Genomic DNA, 18,293 nt, shown 5'->3' on the forward strand with positions numbered 1-18,293 from the left:
ATCCATCTCAATCATATTTTACAAAGAAACATTGACTTTTGATCATAAAAGTTGTATTATATTAAATGACACTGGAATAATAATAATACTTTACTTTTATTATTGTTTCCCAAAAGTCTTGTTGAGATTGCAGTCTCACAAGACTTTTTCTTTATTTTGTTCTTTTTTTATATTTCATGAATCACTATACTATTACAAGAATTCAATATCCTCATTAACTTTACTATAAAGATCAATTCTATTCTTAATATTAATTTCGTTAACCAACCATCCATTTAATGTGCAGTTTTTAACAAACTCATCAATCCTATTAACTCCATAAATTTCTTTTAATGTAACAACAACACCAAACCGAATTCCTACACCATCCCTAGGATCCAGTCTGTTATTCGTTTTGATTTCCATGCCCCAATTTTTGTTGCTATATGATTTTTTAGACTTCATTCTATCTTTAGGTTTCTCAGCAACATATTTTACATTATCCCATTTTCTAAATTTTTCCCTTGCTTCACCCTCAAGCAAATAACTTGTTTCGGCGTTTAAAGATTCATTTTGATTTTGCTTATCATTGTTTATTTCATTCAATTCACCATTATCTTTAATTCTGCCAAAATGAAGGTTCAACTCAGTATTTGTATAATCTACACCTTGGCTTCTATTACAAATAGGAAAATAACACATTGTCGCTCTTGCTATATAAGGATATTTATCATCTTTAAGCGGAATCGGAAAATAGTAATTATAGGTATTCCACTTTTCACTTATATCAGAAACTAAAAATTTAATTTCATCATTTTGGGTTTGGATAATATCGTCGATTTTTATCGGCACAACACCATGTCCATAAAGTGCTACTTCTTCAGGTGTTGGATTTTCATTCCAATCTCTTGCGGCATCAATTATCATGGCTTTTGCAACTTCTCGGCCTAATCCCAAAACATCAATTAAGTAAGATAATTTACGTGCGATCCACGGGGCAGCAAATGAAGTGCCTGCAACATATGTGACACCTAACGGTTCACAAACTTTAATATATTGTTCTTCGCTGCCACCATAATAGCTAACATCAGGTTTGGCAAAAAAAGATAATGCAAGACCTTTTCGTGCATATTTAGTCGATAAACCGCTTTTTGTTACGGCGTTCACTACCATGCTGTTTATCGAATCAGCAGGTGAACCTATTTTCACAGTTTTGTCATCAGGTTTATTTGTACCAGCAACAACAAAAATCACATTATTTTCATATTGAATCTGATCTAATATTGAAGCTTCTGCGGAAATAAAGTTATCAAATATTTCTTGATTGCTTCCAAGCGAAAGATTCCAAACCCTTATATCTTTATTGTTCTTAATAATTTCTTTAATCTTTTTTATAATTGTAACAGATGAAAATTTTGAGTTAACAGCAACTCCAAAATGACGAACTCTAAACCTTCCACATCCATCATTTAACCAAGGATTTAGTCGAGCTCCATCTACTATTATCGACGATACAGCTGTACCATGACGATAATCGTCTGCGCTTTTAGGAATATTATCATCTACCATATCATGATAGTCAACCCATTCACTAAAATATACACTCTTATCAAATAACGTATCAATAACACCAATTGTTGGCTCTATTGTTGGGGACGGAATACTCATAATTTCTTGATTATATTCTTGAATAAAATCATCTGGAGATAATTGAGACAAATTAACCGTTGACATTGCTACTAAATAAGGTGCTTTCTCATACAAAAATTCAACTTCTTTTTTATCTAAATAAACAGTTTGATTATCTAATATTCTATTTGACATGATGTCAATTCCTATATTCTTTAACAATATCTTAGTATCCAACCCCGTATCATATAGAGTAATTATACTTTCTTTGATTTCAGGCGTACTGAAATCAACATCAAAATCCTCAATATATGAAACATCTGCTATTACTTGTTTAAAATCAGTTTTTGTTAAAGAGAATTGTTCATATGGAATATTGTCAATTATAGATTTATTTTCAAAAACAGATTTACTTATACCATCTTTAAATCTAGAAATAAGAACACTATTTACTTTTGACAGCAAATCCATACTATTGTCAAGATCTTGAGTATCAAGATAATAAGTAATTATATGCTTACTTTTATCTTCATTAAATTTAGCTCCAACAATAGCAAAATTTGAATCCTTGCCTTTAAACAATCCAGCTATACGATTACTTTTGGCAACTATTTTATTATAGTGAACACTAATTAAAACACCTGAAAAAGGTTTCTTTTCATGTTGCCAAAAATCTTTGATTTGTTCAATCTTCAATTTTAACTTAATAAGCTGTTCGTTTTTTACTATAATTCTGCTATTCATAGCGGCTCCACCGCCTCTGACAGATTTATTTGCCTGCATAAAACGCTTTCCTTTTAATTCAAGCACATTATTCATCCTGATCCTCCCTTCCTAGCTTTCTTGAAACTGTACTTTTAGATTCGCCTTTTAGTTTTTCAATTTCACGTACGGTAAATCCTACTTTATGAAGTTGAATAATTTCAGTTTGCTCAAGATTTCCAATCAAGTTATTATATAACCGCCTTAGATAATCGTTTTCGTTAGATGCATCACTAAATGCTAAGGAGGTTTTAATAATATTTTTTAATTCGCCTGGATAAGGCAAATTTTTTGCTGTTTTTAATATTTTTTTAAACAATCGTGTATCCTTGGATATGCCTTTAAAGTTCTTAATAAAAGACGTGAAATAATACTCTGCAACCTCTATTAAATCATCTTTACTGTAACGATTAAAATTAATAACTGCATCAAAACGTCTTACTAATGCTTTATCAAAATTCTCAAATAAATTTGTTGTTGCGATAATCACTATTTCCTTGTTTAGATCAGTCAATCTATCGAGTTCCCTCAAAATAGTTGAAGTTACTCTTCCCATCTCACGAACATCATTAGAGTTGATTCGATCTAATGCAATTACGTCAATTTCATCAAATAAAACAACAATTTTATCAGAATGTGGCAACGTATTAATTTCGCTAAACACACTTGTTATATTTTTGTTAGTTTGACCTAATTTGCTATCAATCAAATTGTCAAAATCAACACAAAATAATGTTCTGTTCAATAACCTAGTAACTTGTTTAGCCGCTTCAGTTTTACCACTACCAGGCAAACCCTCAAATAAAAATTTATTAATTCCTATGTTATGATTGACGGCATTTATAATTCCAATAATATCATCGGTTAATTCTGATGGTAAACTTAATGGTTCAATTCCTCTAATATCTATTTGCTTTAAAAATTCACTTTCAAAATCATTACTTTGTGGTGTATATAAATTTGATTCTGACATTAATCCCATAATATATTCAGCTAACTGATCATCGCCTATACTATCAAAATATCTTGCAATATTTACAGCTTCATTCCTAAAAGCATTCTCATTTTTATCAACATGATATTTAATCAAGTTGATGACATTTTGCTTTTTCATAATATAACACCTCCAATTTAGTTTTCATTATATCATGTCATGGGACTAATGTCAATACTTTTGGGACAAAAATAATTATTTTGCTTTTATTGACGTTTTCTATAAATATCCATATTGTGTATTGTGTATATTTTTTACTTAGGCTGATTATATCTATCCTTCCGCTTCTGCACCTCCTCAAACACCTCTCTGCTGATAATTGCCTCATGATTATTCTTTATGAAATACATATCAAGCTCACCGTTGTTTTTCTTGCGCTTACCTGTTAGAAAATTCTCAGTAAAACTTTTCTGTATAAGAACGTTTCCAACATACTTTTCATTGGACAACATCCTATCAATGGTCGAAGTACTCCATGTATCTTTACCGGTAACAGTTTTAATTTTGTTTTCTTCAAGATATTTCTTTATTTTACGAACGCCAAAGCCGCAAAGATAAAGCTCAAATATCTTCCTTACCACTTTTGCTTCGTCTTCAACCACAATTAAATTTCCACCTACATCTTTGTCATAACCTAAAAATCGGGTACAGTTTAAACAAACTTTACCCGATTTCATTCTCTCACGAATTTCCCATTTTATATTGTCGCTCATATTTTTACTTTCTTCTTGTGCAAATGCTGCATATATTGACATATATATTCTCAGCTCCTTATCAAAATTATTTAAATGTTCCTTTTCAAATTCCACTATTATTCCCATATTAAAAAGCTTATACAAGATTTTTAATGTATCAAGTGTATTTCTTCCAAAACGGCTGATTGATTTTGTCAGTATCAAATCAATTTTCCTTTTTTCACAATCCTCCAGCATACGTTGAAACTCCGTTCTGTCTTCCAACCTCAAACCTGACATTCGTTCAGCGTATATGTCTACTAAAACCCAATCATTATTGTTTTGTATATATTTTTCATAATAAGCTTTCTGCACAATAAGACTTGATTCCTGCTTTTCGTGATTTGAGCTTACTCGGCAATAAGCTGCTACTTTTAATTTTGGCATTACAATTTCCTCCTTTTTTATATAAAAGTATAGAATAAAAATAAACAAGAGTTCAACTTACAGGATTGAAGTGACCCCCCAAGTTTAGACAAAATTTAATATTAAGTTGTTTGTGAATGAGTTCGGTATTGTACCGGACTCATTGCTTTTAGTTTTAAGGATATTCTCTCATTGTTGTAGTAATCAATGTATGATTTCAATTCTTCAATGAAAGTATTAACACTTTCAAATTTTTCTCCATAAAACATTTCAACTTTCAATCTGCCAAAAAAGTTTTCCATTGCTCCGTTATCCATGCAGTTACCTTTTCGGGACATGCTTTGAATAATGTTATGTTCTGAAAGTAATCGTTGATATTCTGCGTGTTGATATTGCCGGCCTTGGTCTGAATGAAATATTGGTCTTGCATCATCAGGAAGCTTGTCAAATAAGCCTTCTAACATTTCTCGTATCTGCCATAAGTTTGGACTTAATGAAATTGAATAAGATACGATTTCTCTGTTGTACAAATCCATAACCGGAGATAAATATACTTTGTCATTGCACACCTTAAATTCAGTTATATCTGTTGTGAGTTTTTCAAATGGCTTTGCCGCATAGAAATCTCGTTTTAAAATATTATCTGCAACTTTGCCCACTTCACCCTTGTATGAATGATACTTTCCGTTTTTGCGTTGTTTTCCTTTTAATCCAAGACTGTTCATTAATTTTTGTACTGTTTTATGGTTTATTGTATATCCTTTAGATTTTAAAATGGCTAAAATTCTACGATATCCGTATCTACCCTTATGCTGATTGAATACTTCAACAATTTCTTGTTTTGCATATTTATCAACATCTTTTTGCTTAAGGTAGTAGTAATATGTACTTCTTGCAATACCTGATAATTCCAATAAATCTTTTAGCGGATATTTTTGCCTTAGCTGAGCGATAATTAACGCTTTTTGCCGTTCTTTCGCTCTTCCGCAAGTACTAAGGCACTCAGTTTTTTAAGTAGTCTATCTCCATTCTTAACCGTTGATTTTCAGCGATTAAATCTTCTTCAACTTCTTTATCAAGTTTTGGTGAGCGACCTTTTCTTGTGCCGCCTGCCGCACAAGCTCTGCCTCGTCTTTCTTTCATTAGACCTTCGGCTCCTTCTTCTAAGAATATGCGTTCCCACCTTTGCAGAAGTCCTATTGTGGATATATACTAAAAAAGTGGACAAGTAAGATATAATAAAAACATCAAAATAAAAGACAAGTAGGAGGAATAAAAAATGTCAGGAAAAAGCAAACCGAAGTACACAGAGGAATTCAAGCAAACAATCGTAAATTTATATCAATCAGGGAAAACCTATTCTCAGATAAGTCAGGAATACGGAATATCGCACAGCGCCTTAGCCAACTGGATAAAAAAGTATTCAGAGGTCAAAATGGACGATAACACTATTCTTACCTCCAAGCAAATCAAGGAGCTGCAGAAACGAAACGCACAGCTTGAGGAGGAAAATCTGATATTAAAAAAAGCCATTGCGATATTCACGCCTCACTCAGACAAAGATTAAACGCCGTTAAGCTGCTTTCCGGTGAACACAAAATCGCAACGCTTTGCCGTGTTCTCGGTGTAAACCGAAGTACTTACTACAAATACATAAATCATCATGAAAGCAGCCGCGAAAAGGAAAACCGCCATATACGCAAATGTATTCTTGAGCTTTATACAAGAACTAAAAAGCGTTTTGGCGCTGAAAAAATGAAAATTTGTCTTAAGCGTGATTATCGCATAAACATCAGCGCCGGCAGAGCGTACCGTCTGATGAAGAGTATGAACCTGCCTAAAATGAGCACTGTTAAGCCATTTAAGCACAAATCAAAATCGGTTTCCAATGGAGAATGCAAAAATATTTTGTCTCAAAATTTCAATCAATCTGCTCCGAACAAGGCGTGGGTATGCGACTTTACGTACATAAGAGCAGCGGGAAGATTTTATTATTTATGCGTAATTCTCGATCTGTTTTCAAGGAAGGTGATTGCATACAAATTATCAAATAAAATTGATACTAAACTTGCGATAGATACCGTTAATTCGGCTGTTGCCGCAAGAGGTAAATCCATAGGTATAATATTCCACACGGACAGAGGGAGCCAATTCACATCCTCTGAATTTCGCAGACATCTGGACAATCTGAACATGATTCAGTCCTTTTCGGCAAAGGGGCATCCTTATGATAATGCTGTTATGGAATGCTTTTTCAAATACTTGAAAAAGGAAGAAGTTAACCGTAAGGCTTATTCTTCTCTTGAGGATTTAAACCTTGCTGTTTTTCAATACATTAACGGTTTTTACAATTCGGTAAGACCTCATTCTCATAATAACGGAATGACTCCTATTCAAGCTGAATCCAATTTTTTCTGATTTTTCTTGTCCACTTTATTGACATTGGTTCAACTATTAGTAAATTTTCTGATATTATTACATCATAAGATGTACTATAGTAAAATTATAATTCACATAGTGGGGGTTATCAATACATATAGCTCACATTTGTGAACTATAACAAAAAAGGACGTGATTTTTTTGTCTATTATTGATAATATGATTAACTACTTGAATGAAAGAAAACTAAGACAAGTTGATTTATGTGAGCATTTAGGGATTAATACAAGCACAATGACAAACTGGAAAATACGAAAAACCGATCCTCCAGCTAGATATATCGTTCCCATTTGTGAATTTTTAAATGTCACGCCCGAAAAACTATTAACTGGCAAAGAAAAAAGCCCATCTACGATCAATCTGACTGATGATGAGCAGGAGCTTCTTACATATTATAATATGCTTAACGATATTGGCAAAGGTATAGTGATCGGCAGAGCAGAGCAACTTGCTGAAACAGCTAAAAAGCCATTAAAAGAGCCTAAAAATAACCTTTTTATAGAGTATTACGACTTACCCGTCAGTGCCGGCACAGGAATCTACTTAGACCATGACGCCAAAAACATGATCGAAGTTGAGGAAACGCCGCTGACCGCAGAAGCCAATTTCGCGCTGCGAGTTGCCGGAGACAGCATGAAGCCTCTTTACAATGACGGCGATACTATACTTATTAAGTCTCAGCCTTTTGTTAATGATGGCGAGATAGGCGTTTTTATCGTCAACGGAGAAGGCTATGTTAAAAAATTCGGCGGTAACTGCCTTATTTCTATTAATCCGGAATATAAAGATATTAAACTCAATGATTATGATCAAATTTACTGCAAAGGTAAGGTTATAGGTGTGCTGTAAATTTCTTAATGGCAACCAGTTGCCATTAAAATTAAAAATGGTTGCCTAGTTGCCATATAAAAATTGGTTAATATACAAGATCATTTGACCTTAAAATACAGTATAAATAAAAACGCTGTTTTAAACTTAAAACGGCGTTTTTGCGCAGTTTAAACGATATTTTAAAACGTTTTTCAATTATTAAAACGCTTTAAAACACCTAAATAAAAAAACAACTTCTGACTACTGATTTTTCAGTAATCGGGAGTTGTTTTTTTGACACCGAATATTTCCAGCGTTTCTGATATCGCTAGTTTTCCATGTGAGATAATGCCTATTTTGCGCGATTTCAACGCCGTATATAAGGTTCTTCCGCATATTCACGCGTTTTTACTGATTTATGGTTTTGTGTGTCAGATAACAGTTATTTATCTGAATATTCAGACAGAATTTCCGTGCTTTCCGCAGCGGAGTTCATCTCGTCGAGAAATTCTGTCGGCTCGTAACTTTCCGCTCCAGCCTGTTCCAGAAGTTCTGTTTTTTCCGCTTTTTCACGGCGTTTTTTCTGCCGCTTTTTATTCTCCGACCATATATCCACGCCTTTTTTTCTCATATTTATAAAATACATAACGGCGGACGGCACCTTGTTTTTAATAAACAAAAATACAGACAGCAGGAAAAAAAGCAAAAATCCGATTGCTCCGGAGTACATCATTATTTCATACATATTATCTCTCCTCTACAATTCCGGCGTTGATATAAGCTTGTTTAAGTGATCCGAATTGAGAAAGCTCTGCTCCGGATAGCTCCTTATTATTTTCCCTCATCTGATCCGCTTTATTATAGCTATCGAGAGCTTTTGAAAAATCTCTGTTGTTATCAGCTTCGGTAAGCTCGCTTTCCAGATACGACATAGCCAGATAAACCTGCCCTGAAAAGCTATCGGGGTAAACGCCAAGAAGCGCTTCAAATTCTTTGACAGACCTGTCCAGATATGACTTTTCACCATTGACGCTGTATATATTCCTATATGCGTTTGCTTTTTTCAGCCACAGGGTTTCCGACAGCTTGTCGTTGAGTCCGTCTAAATACCCGAACCACTCAAGGCTGTGCTCATACTTTTCGACCTGTAAATTCTCATCGGCTATCGTTACCGCACTGTTATACAGCGCTGAAGCCGTAAGCTCATATAAAGGTATTATACTGCTGAACGCAGTCTCGTCCGACTCTACACTGCCGTCAATAACGGCCTTAGCCTTTTCTCCTAATTCAAATATTCTTTCATATGGATTTGTAAAGTAAGCGGGATATTCACTGTATAAAATCATGATCAAATAATAGTTCTCAAGCTTATCATCTGCGGTTATAACGGTATTATCTGTATAAGTTTCAAGCTCCGTCAAGGACTGTTCCATCAAGGTGAAGTCCTGTGTAGCAAGATTGTTGGAGCAGTTGGAGGCTATGATCTCAAAATATTGAAGCTCGTCTGAATCAAAATTATTTTCCTTAAGCAAGTCTATATATTTCAGCGCGTACCCCGCATATGACGAATCGTTGACCTCAACGCATTTCTTCATAACCTGATATGCTATTTCAGTATTCTGATACATTTCGCTTTTACTGTTTTCAAGATATGAATTTCTCATTATATCAATTGCATTTTTTGTAAGGGTTATATAGTTGCCGTCATTTTCACGCGGAAGCATACTGTTAAAATACAGAAGATATGTTTCAGTAAGCTCAGGCTTAAATTCTATAGATTTAACATAATTCTGCGCCGCAGTTTCATAATCTTCTTTCTTCAGAGCCGCCGCAGCCTGCTGATAATAATGCTGATAGCTGTCAGCTTTCTGAGCCTGAACTCCCGAATATCCGGTTAACGCCGGTATAAGGCAAAGCAGACAGGCAGCCGAGCTTACATAAAAGCCAATAAGTTTATTCCGCATTTTTCTGCGGTAACTGCTTGTCAGTTCGTTTATATCATTTAAATCCTTAAGAACATCTGCAAAGCTTCCGTATCTTTCATCAGGATTATCCTTTACGCATTTCCTGATTATGTAATCTATACCTTCTGAGAGGTTAGGGCAGCTTTCACGCACTGACTTTACTCCGTGAGGCGGCTTAGAAGGCGTTACGCCTGTCAGTATGTATGACAAAGACGCCCCGAAGCTGTAAATATCGGTGCGCTCGTCTAAAATATTGCTTGCGCCCTTATACTGCTCCGGAGCCGCATAACCTTTTGTGCCCACAGCTTCTCCGTTATGCACTTTCCCGTGAGCGCATTCTATTGCTATACCAAAATCTATAAGCTTGATTCTCCCCGTCTTGGTCAGCATAATATTATCCGGCTTTAAATCTCTGTATATTATCGGTTTTGCTTTTACCGTATGCAGATACAGCATGACCTCGCACAGCATTTCAGCCCATTTGACAACATCCTTTTCCGATTGAACGCCTTCTGCAAGCACCTTTTTACCGAGTGAAACGCCGTCTACAAAATCCATTATTACATAAAATTCTCCGCCTAATTCGATCCGGTCTACAATTCTCGGTATATCGGCATGATTTAAGCTCGAAAGAAGTTCAACCTCTTTTTTAAACGCCTGCAGATCCTTTCCGCCGTCATTGGCGACTTTTTTTACTGCCCAATAGGAACCTAGCATTCTATCTTTCGCAAGATAAACCGTACTCATTCCGCCTTTGCCTAATTCTGTAATTAATTCATATCTTTCCTTTAAAATCAAGCCGGTATAATTCAAAAAAACACGTCCCCGTAATTATAATTATTTCTTTATATAGAAAACAATATATTTTTTGTATATTATGATGAATTAAATAACTGTATTATTTTACATAATATCATAAATTCTCTTATATTTCAACAGTTTTCTTGTAACTTTTTAGAATTGTTTTATTTTCTACTTTATGCATAAAATTAGCAATAAATTTTTGTTATATTTATACATAACCTTGACCTTGTTTCTCTTTGATCTTCGGAACCTGTTTTTTCATTAATCATGCTCTGAAAATCTTATACAATGCCACCTGGTTTCATCCTCCGCCTTTGTCAGCTGATGTTTCATATCCGGAAGCAGAGCGAGCGTTGTTAAAAAAGCGGCGGCAAAGCCTATAGATTTTCTTGCCTTTTTTGTAAAGCAAAACCGCCGATGCCGTTATACTCATATACAACCCTTTTTTCCTTTTCATATATACATTAGAGCCGTTATTTCTATATTAAAAAGGCGGACAAAGGCTTTTTTATCTATTTTGTCAGTGCAATATGTGTTGGGACTATGAAACGGAATTTGCTTTGCGGCATAAAAATACCCGTCACCACAAAATGGCGACGGGTATTGCGCTGTCCGCGCTGGGACTGGTGGACCTGGAGGGGATCGAACCCTTGACCTCCGCATTGCGAACGCGGCGCTCTCCCAGCTGAGCTACAGGCCCATGCATAGAATATAATTACAGCCGGGAGCAGAATACCGCTCCCAAAACTGAAACTGGCGGAGATGGTGGGATTCGAACCCACGGAACGTTTTACCGTTCAAACGATTTCGAGTCGTTCTCGTTATGACCACTTCGATACATCTCCGTATCTAAAATCACTATAATATTATACAACACATTCTGAAAAAAAGCAAGAGCTTTTTCAAAAAAATATTAGAATTCACAAATCGGAAATAAAGCGGGGCGTTTCAGCTCACAATCCGTATCTTCACGAAAGGTTTGTTTCTTATCGAAAACTGAATTTCGTGTTTTTTGGTGAAAGCTCTTGAAAAAGCGGTAAGTTTGCTGTATAATATATGTATGTATTTTTTACGGAGGTCGGTATATATGAAATTTTCTTTTAAATTCAGCTCAAAGCCCGAAAAAACAATAGCTGCCCTTACCGCTTCCGTTGTTCTCGCGATTTTTTTCGACGGCAAAAGGAAGAAGCGGAAGCGTCCTGAGAAGTATAAAAGCTTTCCGTTCAGGACTGCCGCATATTACCGTAAAATAGACGATCTGCTTAAAAGAACGCTTGCTAAGGATCTTTACAAAAGACAGGAGCATTATAACAGTCCGGTTCTCGAAAATCTGAAAATTGAAAACGGCGAGTTTATAGATTTATAAAACGGAGCGGAAGATATGACGAAATATTTTAAGGAATACATAGCGTATATCAGAAAATGCCTTGAAAGCAAGAATACCGATTTTTCAGAGCTGCTTGAGTATCATCGGAAGCATATTGAATTTTTTATGCATGAACGGCTTGTTCATCTTATCGTCACCGTTCTGTTCGCTTTGCTTACGGTCGCCTGCTTTATCGCTATAGTATGCGCTGAAAAGGTTATTCTTGTCCCGCTGGCTGTTCTGCTGCTGGTTCTGCTGATTCCGTATATCAAGCACTATTATTTCCTTGAAAATCAGACCCAGCAGCTGTATAAGGACTATGACGAGATCTGCCGCAGAGCCGGAAAAGCGCATGAAGATACGGAGAATAAAAGCGTATGAGCTATAACTGTTACACTAAAGAGAGCTGGAAGGGAAGCGTAATAACTTGTCCCGTTCCTCCTACTCTGGTTACCTGCGGGACTGTGGAAAAGCCCAACATTTTTACAGTGGCCTGGACGGGAATTCTAAACACTCAGCCGCCGATGACTTATATTTCCGTACGTCCTGAGCGTTTTTCCTATGATATCATCAAAAGCAGCGGGGAATTTGTTATAAATCTGGCGACCGAACAGCTTGTCAGAGCGGTGGATTACTGCGGCGTCAGGTCGGGAAGAAATACTGATAAATTCAAGGATACGGGGCTTTCGGTTCAACAGGCGGGAGAGGTCGGCTGTCCTGTGCTTGAACAGTCGCCGGTGAATATTGAATGCAGGGTCAGGGAAATCATTCCGCTGGGAACTCACGATATGTTTATTGCGGATATAGTAAGAGTTGACGTTGCCAGGGAGCTTATAGACCCAAACGGCAGACTGGAGCTTGATAAAGCAGGCTTGCTTGCGTATGCGCACGGAGAGTATTTCGCTCTTGGTAGAAAGCTCGGCAGCTTCGGGTATTCGGTCAGGAAGAAAAGAAGAAAATCAGATAATAAAGGAAAAGGAAAAAGAAAGTTATGAAAATGGTCGTAACCGTTCTGGCAGCCGCCGGATTATACTGTTTATCGAAAGGGAAAAAGGCGGAGGCGTGGTTTTCCGAAACGCATTCCGATATAACCGAAAAGGCGGTAGCCCTCCTTGAGAAGGACAATAAGTCAAAGCCTTATAATTTCTATAAGGAGCATATAAAAGAACTGGTTGCCGGTTCGGTAGAGCCTGATAACGACGGCGATATTGACAAGGGTCTGGGAACGCATTATTATTCCTGCTCCAACAGCAAGGGAAAGGAGCTGAGCGAGGTCGGGGGATACTATAAGAATCGGCTGGGCAGATTTGCAAAGAGCGCGAGAACGATGCTGGAAGAAAACTATACCTCGGCATTATCTTTGTACAAAAGCGGAAAGACCGCAGAGGCAATGCATACTCTGGGACGGGCTCTGCATTTTATGGAGGATATGGGCTGCACTGTTCATACTGCAAATATGAAGTATCAGGATAAGCCGGCAAACGCTCATTACGCCTATGAAAAGCATATAAATACTTTGTGCAAGCAGTACAGCGCGGATAAATGCGATAAAAGACTTCAGAAATCATACGGCGGCGACGGATTTACCCAGGGACTTAACAAGCTGATAAAGCTTTCATCGCGTTTTGCGCCGTCCATATCAAAGCTTGCCCCAAAGGCGTTTGACGACGCGGCAAGGTCTACCGTTCCCGCAGTTCAGCAGAACGCGGCGGCGCTGCTTCTGAAATTTTACGACGACTGCTGTGCGGACAACGGCAATTTCCTGTGCGACGGTAAATCGTATACCTTGAGAAACGAAGCGTCAGGGCTTGTGATGACAGTGACTCCCAAGGGACTTTCGCTTGCGGCTCCGGACGGGGAGCTTGAGCAGAAGCTTCAGGTTTGTATTTACGAGCACGGAGCCTTCGGTCTGAAAATAAGCGACGGAGGCTTTGTAAGCGAAAACTGCAAGAGCTACGACTATTTGAAGCTGGGAGCGGTTCCGGCTTTGTTCAGGGCGGCCGGCTACGGCAAAAAGCGATTCAGAATATCCGCCGGAGGAACCGGCTTTGAAAAGGTTCTTACCTGCGCTAAATCGGGAGGGCTTTCGATTTCCGACTTTGATCCGGAAAACCCCGCTCAGATCTGGATTATAAGCTGATATTCGGCATTGATGATCATAACATAAGCGATCTTAAAGCAAAAAGGCTGCCGCACAATTATAAAATGCGGCAGCTCTTTTATGTGTTCATACTGTTTTGCATAAGCTGCAAAAATATATTTTCCTCTCACTAAGCGGACAGCAAAGAATAAAATCGCTTGAACGCAGCTTGCGTTTATTATGCGTATGATCTTGAATAACGGCCGGCTCTGAAAAATCCCTGATCAGCAAATGACGGGAAAACCATACATTAAAAAACGGCAGAAAGAAATTTTCTTTTTGCCGTATGTTTTTTAATTTCTTTTTTCGCAGATAAGCTTTATTGCCGTTCTTTCGTCGTCGTCGATAACGACGTTTGCAAAAGCCGGAATACAAACGATATCAATACCTACCGGAGCCAGATAGCCTCTTGCGATCGCAACAGCCTTGACCGCCTGATTGGTCGCTCCCGCGCCGACAGCCTGAATTTCTACTGTGCCGCTTTCCTTGATGATTGCCGCTATAGCTCCCGCAACGGAATTTGGTACGGATCTTGCTGAAACTTTTAGAATTTCCACGTTATGACCTCCCACTATTGGATTTTCTTCTGATTCATAAATTATAGTCTGTATATACTCAGCAGGATAGGATTAAAGAATCGTTTTCCCGCATTGAGTATAATTTATTATACATCATTGCGTCAGATATTGCAAGACGATTTGCGTTTTTTTGTGAATTATCGCTTAATTATTCTTTGTATTTTGGTTGCTTTGCCTAAATTTTCATCAAAGCTTACCGCGACTGCGTTGATAAAACAAGGACTTTCGCTTTCTCTGAACATGACCGGAAAATGATATTTCATTTTATCTATTGCTATCCGCGTGTCAACTCCGAGGACCGACATTTCAGGGCCGGTCATTCCGACGTCGGTTATATATGCCGTATGACCTCCAAGAATTGCCTCGTCGGCAGTCTGAACGTGAGTGTGCGTTCCCAGCACCGCGGTGCATCTTCCTGCAAGATAATGTCCCATGGCTTTCTTTTCCGACGTGGCTTCGGCATGAAAATCCACGATTATATTGGGAGTGTCCAGCGTTTCCAGAATCCTGTCTATATAAAAGAAAGGATTTTCGATAGAATCAAGATAAACCGTTCCCATAAGGTTTACGACGGCTATTTTAACGGTGCATAAATCAATAACGGCGACGCCGTGGCCCGCGACCCCTTCCGGATAATTGGCAGGGCGCAGAAGTATTTCCTGTTCGTCGTAGATACTTACGCTTTCACGTCTTTTAAAGGAGTGATTTCCGGTAGTGACAACGTCAGCTCCTATTCTTATCAGCTCGTCGAAGGATCTGGGAGTAAGTCCGTTCCCCTGAGCTGAGTTTTCGCCGTTGATAACTGTAAAATCAATATCGTATTCTTTTTTGATCTGATAGATATTGTCCCTGAGGAAATCGCAGCCTGCCTTTCCTACTACGTCGCCTACAAATAATAAGTTCATACGCACTCTCTTTTCCGATAAGTTTATATTGTTCCGCTTATAAGATACTGCCGCGGGTGCAAATCAAAATATAAAGAATTGGCAGCATTCGGCATCAGTATAATATATAATTATATACTCAATTATCTGTCCAGTCAAGAAGAAAAACGGAAGGTTGGTAGAATATGTACCGAAAAAATCAGCGGACGGCGGCAGACCGTCCGCTTGTTTTGTTGTTCTGTCAACGCTTTGGCACAGGAGAAAAAGACATCAGTAGCGGTTGTCGAAAACCCGTGTGGATTTCTTTTCGCTCCGAGGAAGCTCGCCTATATCCACCGGCTTTACTATAACGGTTATTCCTATCTTTGCCTTGAAGCCCGCACCGATAGCGGCCTCCATAGAGGTTTTGTCCGCGCCCTTGTCGATCTCTACGAACAGTGTGCAGATATCCTTGCCATAGAGGTGATCGATCATAAACTGGTATTCGCTGGACGCTCCCGGTATGCCGGACAGCATTTCGTCTATCTGGCTCGGGAAGATATTAACGCCCTTGACCTTTACCATGTCGTCGGTTCTGCCAAGAATGGTATCTATCCTCGGGTACCTTGAGCCGCAGGGACATTCTCCGGTAATTACTCTTGTAAGGTCGTGGGTGCGGTATCTGATGAGAGGAGCGCCCTGTTTTCTCAGGGTTGTAATTACCAGCTCGCCTATTTCTCCGTCCGGCACCACCTCTCCGGTCTTGGGATTTACGATTTCAAAATAAATGTAGTCGTCCCACATATGCATTCCGCATTCGTGATCGCAGCTTATTCCTATTCCGGGACCGTAAACCTCGGTAAGACCGTAAATGTCATAAAGCTGAACGCCCAACTCCTTGGCGATCCGCTTTCTCATTTTTTCTCCCCAGCGCTCCGAGCCGATGACACCCTTTCTCAGGCATATCTGCTCTCCGATTCCCCGCTTTTCGATTTCCTCCGCAAGCAGAAGCGCGTAAGAGGAGGTGGCGCATAAAACTGTGGATTTCAGATCCGTCATCATTCTCAGCTGCTTATCGGTGTTGCCTGGTCCCATGGGGATAGTCATTGCGCCGAGCCTTTCCGCTCCCAGCTGGAAGCCTATTCCGGCAGTCCACAGACCGTAGCCCGGAGTGATCTGGATTCTGTCCAGATTGTTTATTCCAGCCATTGCATAGCAGCGTGCAAACATATCCGCCCAGTCTGAAACGTCCTGAGCAGTGTAGGGGATTATGACCGGCGTTCCGGTAGTGCCGGAGGAGGAGTGGATACGCACTATCTCTTCGTCGGGTACAGCCTGCAATCCAAGAGGATAGGCGTCCCTTAAATCGCCCTTCCAGGTAAAGGGCAGCTTCTCAAAGTCCTCCTGCGACTTGATGGAGTCAATGTCGACGCCCTCCAGCTTGCGCTTGTAGAAGCAGTCCTGAGAGGTCAGCTTTTTCAGCTGTTTTTTGATAAGCTCAAATTGTGTTTCGGTCATTTTCATGGTGATTGCTCCTTATCAATTATATATTGTTTCCGTCAAAATCCCGTCGGAACGGGAAAATAAACAAACGGTTTATATACCGCAGGAATACGTCATGCGTGCTTCAGTACTTTCAGAGAAATCCTTAATTTAATTATTTCAATCATAGGATACTTTAAGCCCCAAAAAACAAAAAATCCTGCCCCAGAATAAATGGGACAGGATATAAAGCTCCTGCGGTACCACCCAAATTGCGGATAAATCCGCCTCTCTCCGGCGTACTGACATACGCCTTTTCCTTAACGCGGAAAACGTCGCCCCTAACGGAAAGACCGCTCGGTTTGCCCTCATGAGTCCATTCGTCTGAGTCTGCGCTGCCGCGATTCCACCCTCTGCGGCTCTCTTAAACGCCTTTGCTCCGGCTACTACTCTCAATCACAGGTTTGCGGTGATTATTATTGTTTGCCGATTATCGCTTAAAGAATTAACCAGCGTAACGTCATACTATTATAATAGCACTGCTTTTTTGGTTTGTCAAGTTTTTTTATTCGGTAGGTGTGGACACAAAGAGCAGATTATAAAAAATCAAGAACAGAAAAGGGTAATTCACGAGAATTTGAGGTACGGCTTTTGCGATAATTCATTTTAGCGATGCCAAATTCATTATACGCTTGGACAAATAGCTCTAAAACAGCTTTTAGCGTATCAAGCTTTCGTGGAAAACATCGGCTGCGTCGCCTCAAAAGAGGTATATAATGCCTCAAATCAGCATTTATTCCCTCAACGGTAAAGGTGTTGCTTTTGTCGTAAATATTACGAATATGCTTACCTGGATATACAATATCAACATAACCCCAATAGCCGTCTGTACAGTAACATTCGGCTTCAGGACCGCTGTCAACCACCCTTTGTATACGCTCCGGTGATTTATCAAAAGCAACATCAAATCCAACGATTTGTCTTGGCAATCTGCTTACCATTGTCATTACATAAGTGTTTTCACGTGTTTCTGTTTTGGGCTTTTGTCCAATAAACCAATACAACTCATCTAATTCTAAAAAATGGAAGTTACTGTGAGCTTGAACTGTTTTTTTTAATCCAATTGTAGACATTCGCCTTGCTGAAACCAAACACCTTGCCGACTCCTCGTCCGCTGGCTCCTGCGTAGAATGTTTTGATTGCCTGTTGGCGAATTTCTTCGGGATATTCTCGTGTTTTCGGGTTGAGAGTGTAGTATTTTTTGCAATCATTGCAAAAGCACTTCTGTGTTCCCGAACGATTTTTCCCTGCGTTCACCTGATTTTTTGATTTACCGCAGATAGGACATTTTCTACCTGCTACTTCTTTTGCTTTTCTCATTCC

General features: G+C 38.7%; 17 protein-coding genes, 2 tRNA genes and 1 pseudogene. 6 read left to right on the top strand and 14 right to left on the bottom strand.

The features are described 5' to 3' along the window. Positions 1 to 192 precede the first annotated feature (192 nt). The 5 genes and pseudogenes from EIH25_RS10575 to EIH25_RS12490 all read right to left on the bottom strand — a co-directional run bounded on the left by EIH25_RS10575 (position 193) and on the right by EIH25_RS12490 (position 5,607). A complete protein-coding gene (locus tag EIH25_RS10575) occupies positions 193 to 2,427 on the bottom strand; it encodes a S8 family peptidase (RefSeq protein WP_124101008.1) in 2,235 nt (744 codons plus the stop codon). After that, positions 2,420 to 3,484, bottom strand: a complete 1,065-nt coding sequence (locus EIH25_RS10580; protein WP_124101009.1) for an ATP-binding protein — start codon at positions 3,482 to 3,484, stop codon at positions 2,420 to 2,422. Before EIH25_RS10580 ends, EIH25_RS10575 begins: the two co-directional genes overlap by 8 nt. Before the next feature lie 134 nt (positions 3,485 to 3,618). Then, complete coding sequence (locus EIH25_RS10585; protein WP_124101010.1) at positions 3,619 to 4,485, bottom strand: recombinase family protein; 867 nt, start codon at positions 4,483 to 4,485, stop codon at positions 3,619 to 3,621. A 101-nt stretch (positions 4,486 to 4,586) separates the two neighbouring features. Continuing rightward, positions 4,587 to 5,429, bottom strand: a pseudogene (locus EIH25_RS10590) (IS3 family transposase); the annotation flags it as partial. A gap of 37 nt (positions 5,430 to 5,466) precedes the next feature. After that, positions 5,467 to 5,607 (bottom strand): hypothetical protein, encoded by a 141-nt coding sequence (locus tag EIH25_RS12490; RefSeq protein WP_164489223.1) that lies wholly within the window; start codon positions 5,605 to 5,607, stop codon positions 5,467 to 5,469. A 136-nt stretch (positions 5,608 to 5,743) separates the two neighbouring features. Between EIH25_RS12490 and EIH25_RS10595 the strand changes: the two genes are divergently transcribed. Further along, positions 5,744 to 6,882, top strand: a protein-coding gene (locus tag EIH25_RS10595; RefSeq protein ID WP_124101012.1) for an IS3 family transposase whose coding sequence is annotated in 2 segments (ribosomal slippage) — positions 5,744 to 5,996 and positions 5,996 to 6,882 — 1,140 coding nt in all. Because the reading frame shifts where the segments join, the coding sequence is not laid out codon by codon here. 162 nt (positions 6,883 to 7,044) lie between these two features. Further along, a complete protein-coding gene (locus tag EIH25_RS10600; RefSeq protein WP_124101013.1) occupies positions 7,045 to 7,752 on the top strand; it encodes an XRE family transcriptional regulator in 708 nt (235 codons plus the stop codon). 403 nt (positions 7,753 to 8,155) lie between these two features. Here EIH25_RS10600 and EIH25_RS10605 read toward each other — a convergent pair whose 3' ends face one another. The 4 genes from EIH25_RS10605 to EIH25_RS10620 form a co-directional block, all read right to left on the bottom strand. Next, the gene (locus EIH25_RS10605) at positions 8,156 to 8,458 is read right to left on the bottom strand and encodes a hypothetical protein (RefSeq protein WP_124101014.1); all 303 of its coding nucleotides are present in this window, start codon (positions 8,456 to 8,458) and stop codon (positions 8,156 to 8,158) included. A 1-nt stretch (position 8,459) separates the two neighbouring features. Continuing rightward, a complete protein-coding gene (locus EIH25_RS10610; RefSeq protein WP_347561945.1) occupies positions 8,460 to 10,490 on the bottom strand; it encodes a serine/threonine-protein kinase in 2,031 nt (676 codons plus the stop codon). 615 nt (positions 10,491 to 11,105) lie between these two features. After that, positions 11,106 to 11,181, bottom strand: a tRNA-Ala gene (locus EIH25_RS10615). 54 nt (positions 11,182 to 11,235) lie between these two features. Continuing rightward, a tRNA-Ser gene (locus EIH25_RS10620) sits at positions 11,236 to 11,326 on the bottom strand. A 242-nt stretch (positions 11,327 to 11,568) separates the two neighbouring features. On the opposite strand from EIH25_RS10620, the gene EIH25_RS10625 reads away from it, so the two are divergent. From EIH25_RS10625 to EIH25_RS10640, 4 genes are read left to right on the top strand one after another with little or no spacing between them, the layout of a single operon-like run. After that, on the top strand, positions 11,569 to 11,847 hold the full coding sequence (locus tag EIH25_RS10625; RefSeq protein ID WP_124101016.1) for a hypothetical protein: 279 nt from the start codon (positions 11,569 to 11,571) through the stop codon (positions 11,845 to 11,847). A gap of 15 nt (positions 11,848 to 11,862) precedes the next feature. Continuing rightward, entirely contained in the window at positions 11,863 to 12,228 is a 366-nt protein-coding gene (locus tag EIH25_RS10630) for a hypothetical protein (RefSeq protein WP_124101017.1), read from the top strand. After that, a complete protein-coding gene (locus EIH25_RS10635; RefSeq protein WP_124101018.1) occupies positions 12,225 to 12,842 on the top strand; it encodes a flavin reductase family protein in 618 nt (205 codons plus the stop codon). Before EIH25_RS10630 ends, EIH25_RS10635 begins: the two co-directional genes overlap by 4 nt. Next, positions 12,839 to 13,987, top strand: a complete 1,149-nt coding sequence (locus EIH25_RS10640; protein WP_124101019.1) for a zinc dependent phospholipase C family protein — start codon at positions 12,839 to 12,841, stop codon at positions 13,985 to 13,987. Before EIH25_RS10635 ends, EIH25_RS10640 begins: the two co-directional genes overlap by 4 nt. Before the next feature lie 293 nt (positions 13,988 to 14,280). Here EIH25_RS10640 and EIH25_RS10645 read toward each other — a convergent pair whose 3' ends face one another. From EIH25_RS10645 to EIH25_RS10665, 5 genes are all read right to left on the bottom strand, one after another. Beyond that, positions 14,281 to 14,544 carry a stage V sporulation protein S gene (locus EIH25_RS10645; protein ID WP_124101020.1) on the bottom strand — a complete coding sequence of 88 codons (264 nt, stop codon included), beginning with the start codon at positions 14,542 to 14,544 and terminating at the stop codon, positions 14,281 to 14,283. Positions 14,545 to 14,702: 158 nt separating this feature from the next. Next, entirely contained in the window at positions 14,703 to 15,470 is a 768-nt protein-coding gene (locus EIH25_RS10650) for a TIGR00282 family metallophosphoesterase (RefSeq protein ID WP_124101021.1), read from the bottom strand. A 249-nt stretch (positions 15,471 to 15,719) separates the two neighbouring features. Continuing rightward, the gene (locus EIH25_RS10655) at positions 15,720 to 16,952 is read right to left on the bottom strand and encodes a phenylacetate--CoA ligase (protein WP_124101022.1); all 1,233 of its coding nucleotides are present in this window, start codon (positions 16,950 to 16,952) and stop codon (positions 15,720 to 15,722) included. A 554-nt stretch (positions 16,953 to 17,506) separates the two neighbouring features. Continuing rightward, a complete protein-coding gene (locus EIH25_RS10660) occupies positions 17,507 to 18,043 on the bottom strand; it encodes an IS1 family transposase (protein WP_124098062.1) in 537 nt (178 codons plus the stop codon). Continuing rightward, the gene (locus EIH25_RS10665) at positions 18,000 to 18,290 is read right to left on the bottom strand and encodes a helix-turn-helix domain-containing protein (protein WP_124098061.1); all 291 of its coding nucleotides are present in this window, start codon (positions 18,288 to 18,290) and stop codon (positions 18,000 to 18,002) included. The genes EIH25_RS10660 and EIH25_RS10665 overlap by 44 nt, the downstream gene beginning before the upstream one ends. Positions 18,291 to 18,293: the final 3 nt, after the last annotated feature.

This window comes from Ruminococcus sp. Marseille-P6503 (genome assembly GCF_900604945.1).
Taxonomy (GTDB): domain Bacteria; phylum Bacillota; class Clostridia; order Oscillospirales; family Ruminococcaceae; genus FB2012.

Bases quoted from the DNA above. Each gene is read 5' to 3' on its own strand.
- EIH25_RS10580 (WP_124101009.1), bottom strand. From the start codon at position 3,484: ATGAAAAAGCAAAATGTCATCAACTTGATTAAATATCATGTTGATAAA.
- EIH25_RS10660 (WP_124098062.1), bottom strand. From the start codon at position 18,043: ATGTCTACAATTGGATTAAAAAAAACAGTTCAAGCTCACAGTAACTTC.
- EIH25_RS10655 (WP_124101022.1), bottom strand. From the start codon at position 16,952: ATGAAAATGACCGAAACACAATTTGAGCTTATCAAAAAACAGCTGAAA.
- EIH25_RS10575 (WP_124101008.1), bottom strand. From the start codon at position 2,427: ATGAATAATGTGCTTGAATTAAAAGGAAAGCGTTTTATGCAGGCAAAT.
- EIH25_RS10640 (WP_124101019.1), top strand. From the start codon at position 12,839: ATGAAAATGGTCGTAACCGTTCTGGCAGCCGCCGGATTATACTGTTTA.
- EIH25_RS10605 (WP_124101014.1), bottom strand. From the start codon at position 8,458: ATGTATGAAATAATGATGTACTCCGGAGCAATCGGATTTTTGCTTTTT.
- EIH25_RS10625 (WP_124101016.1), top strand. From the start codon at position 11,569: ATGAAATTTTCTTTTAAATTCAGCTCAAAGCCCGAAAAAACAATAGCT.
- EIH25_RS10665 (WP_124098061.1), bottom strand. From the start codon at position 18,290: ATGAGAAAAGCAAAAGAAGTAGCAGGTAGAAAATGTCCTATCTGCGGT.
- EIH25_RS10585 (WP_124101010.1), bottom strand. From the start codon at position 4,485: ATGCCAAAATTAAAAGTAGCAGCTTATTGCCGAGTAAGCTCAAATCAC.
- EIH25_RS10650 (WP_124101021.1), bottom strand. From the start codon at position 15,470: ATGAACTTATTATTTGTAGGCGACGTAGTAGGAAAGGCAGGCTGCGAT.
- EIH25_RS12490 (WP_164489223.1), bottom strand. From the start codon at position 5,607: ATGAAAGAAAGACGAGGCAGAGCTTGTGCGGCAGGCGGCACAAGAAAA.
- EIH25_RS10635 (WP_124101018.1), top strand. From the start codon at position 12,225: ATGAGCTATAACTGTTACACTAAAGAGAGCTGGAAGGGAAGCGTAATA.
- EIH25_RS10630 (WP_124101017.1), top strand. From the start codon at position 11,863: ATGACGAAATATTTTAAGGAATACATAGCGTATATCAGAAAATGCCTT.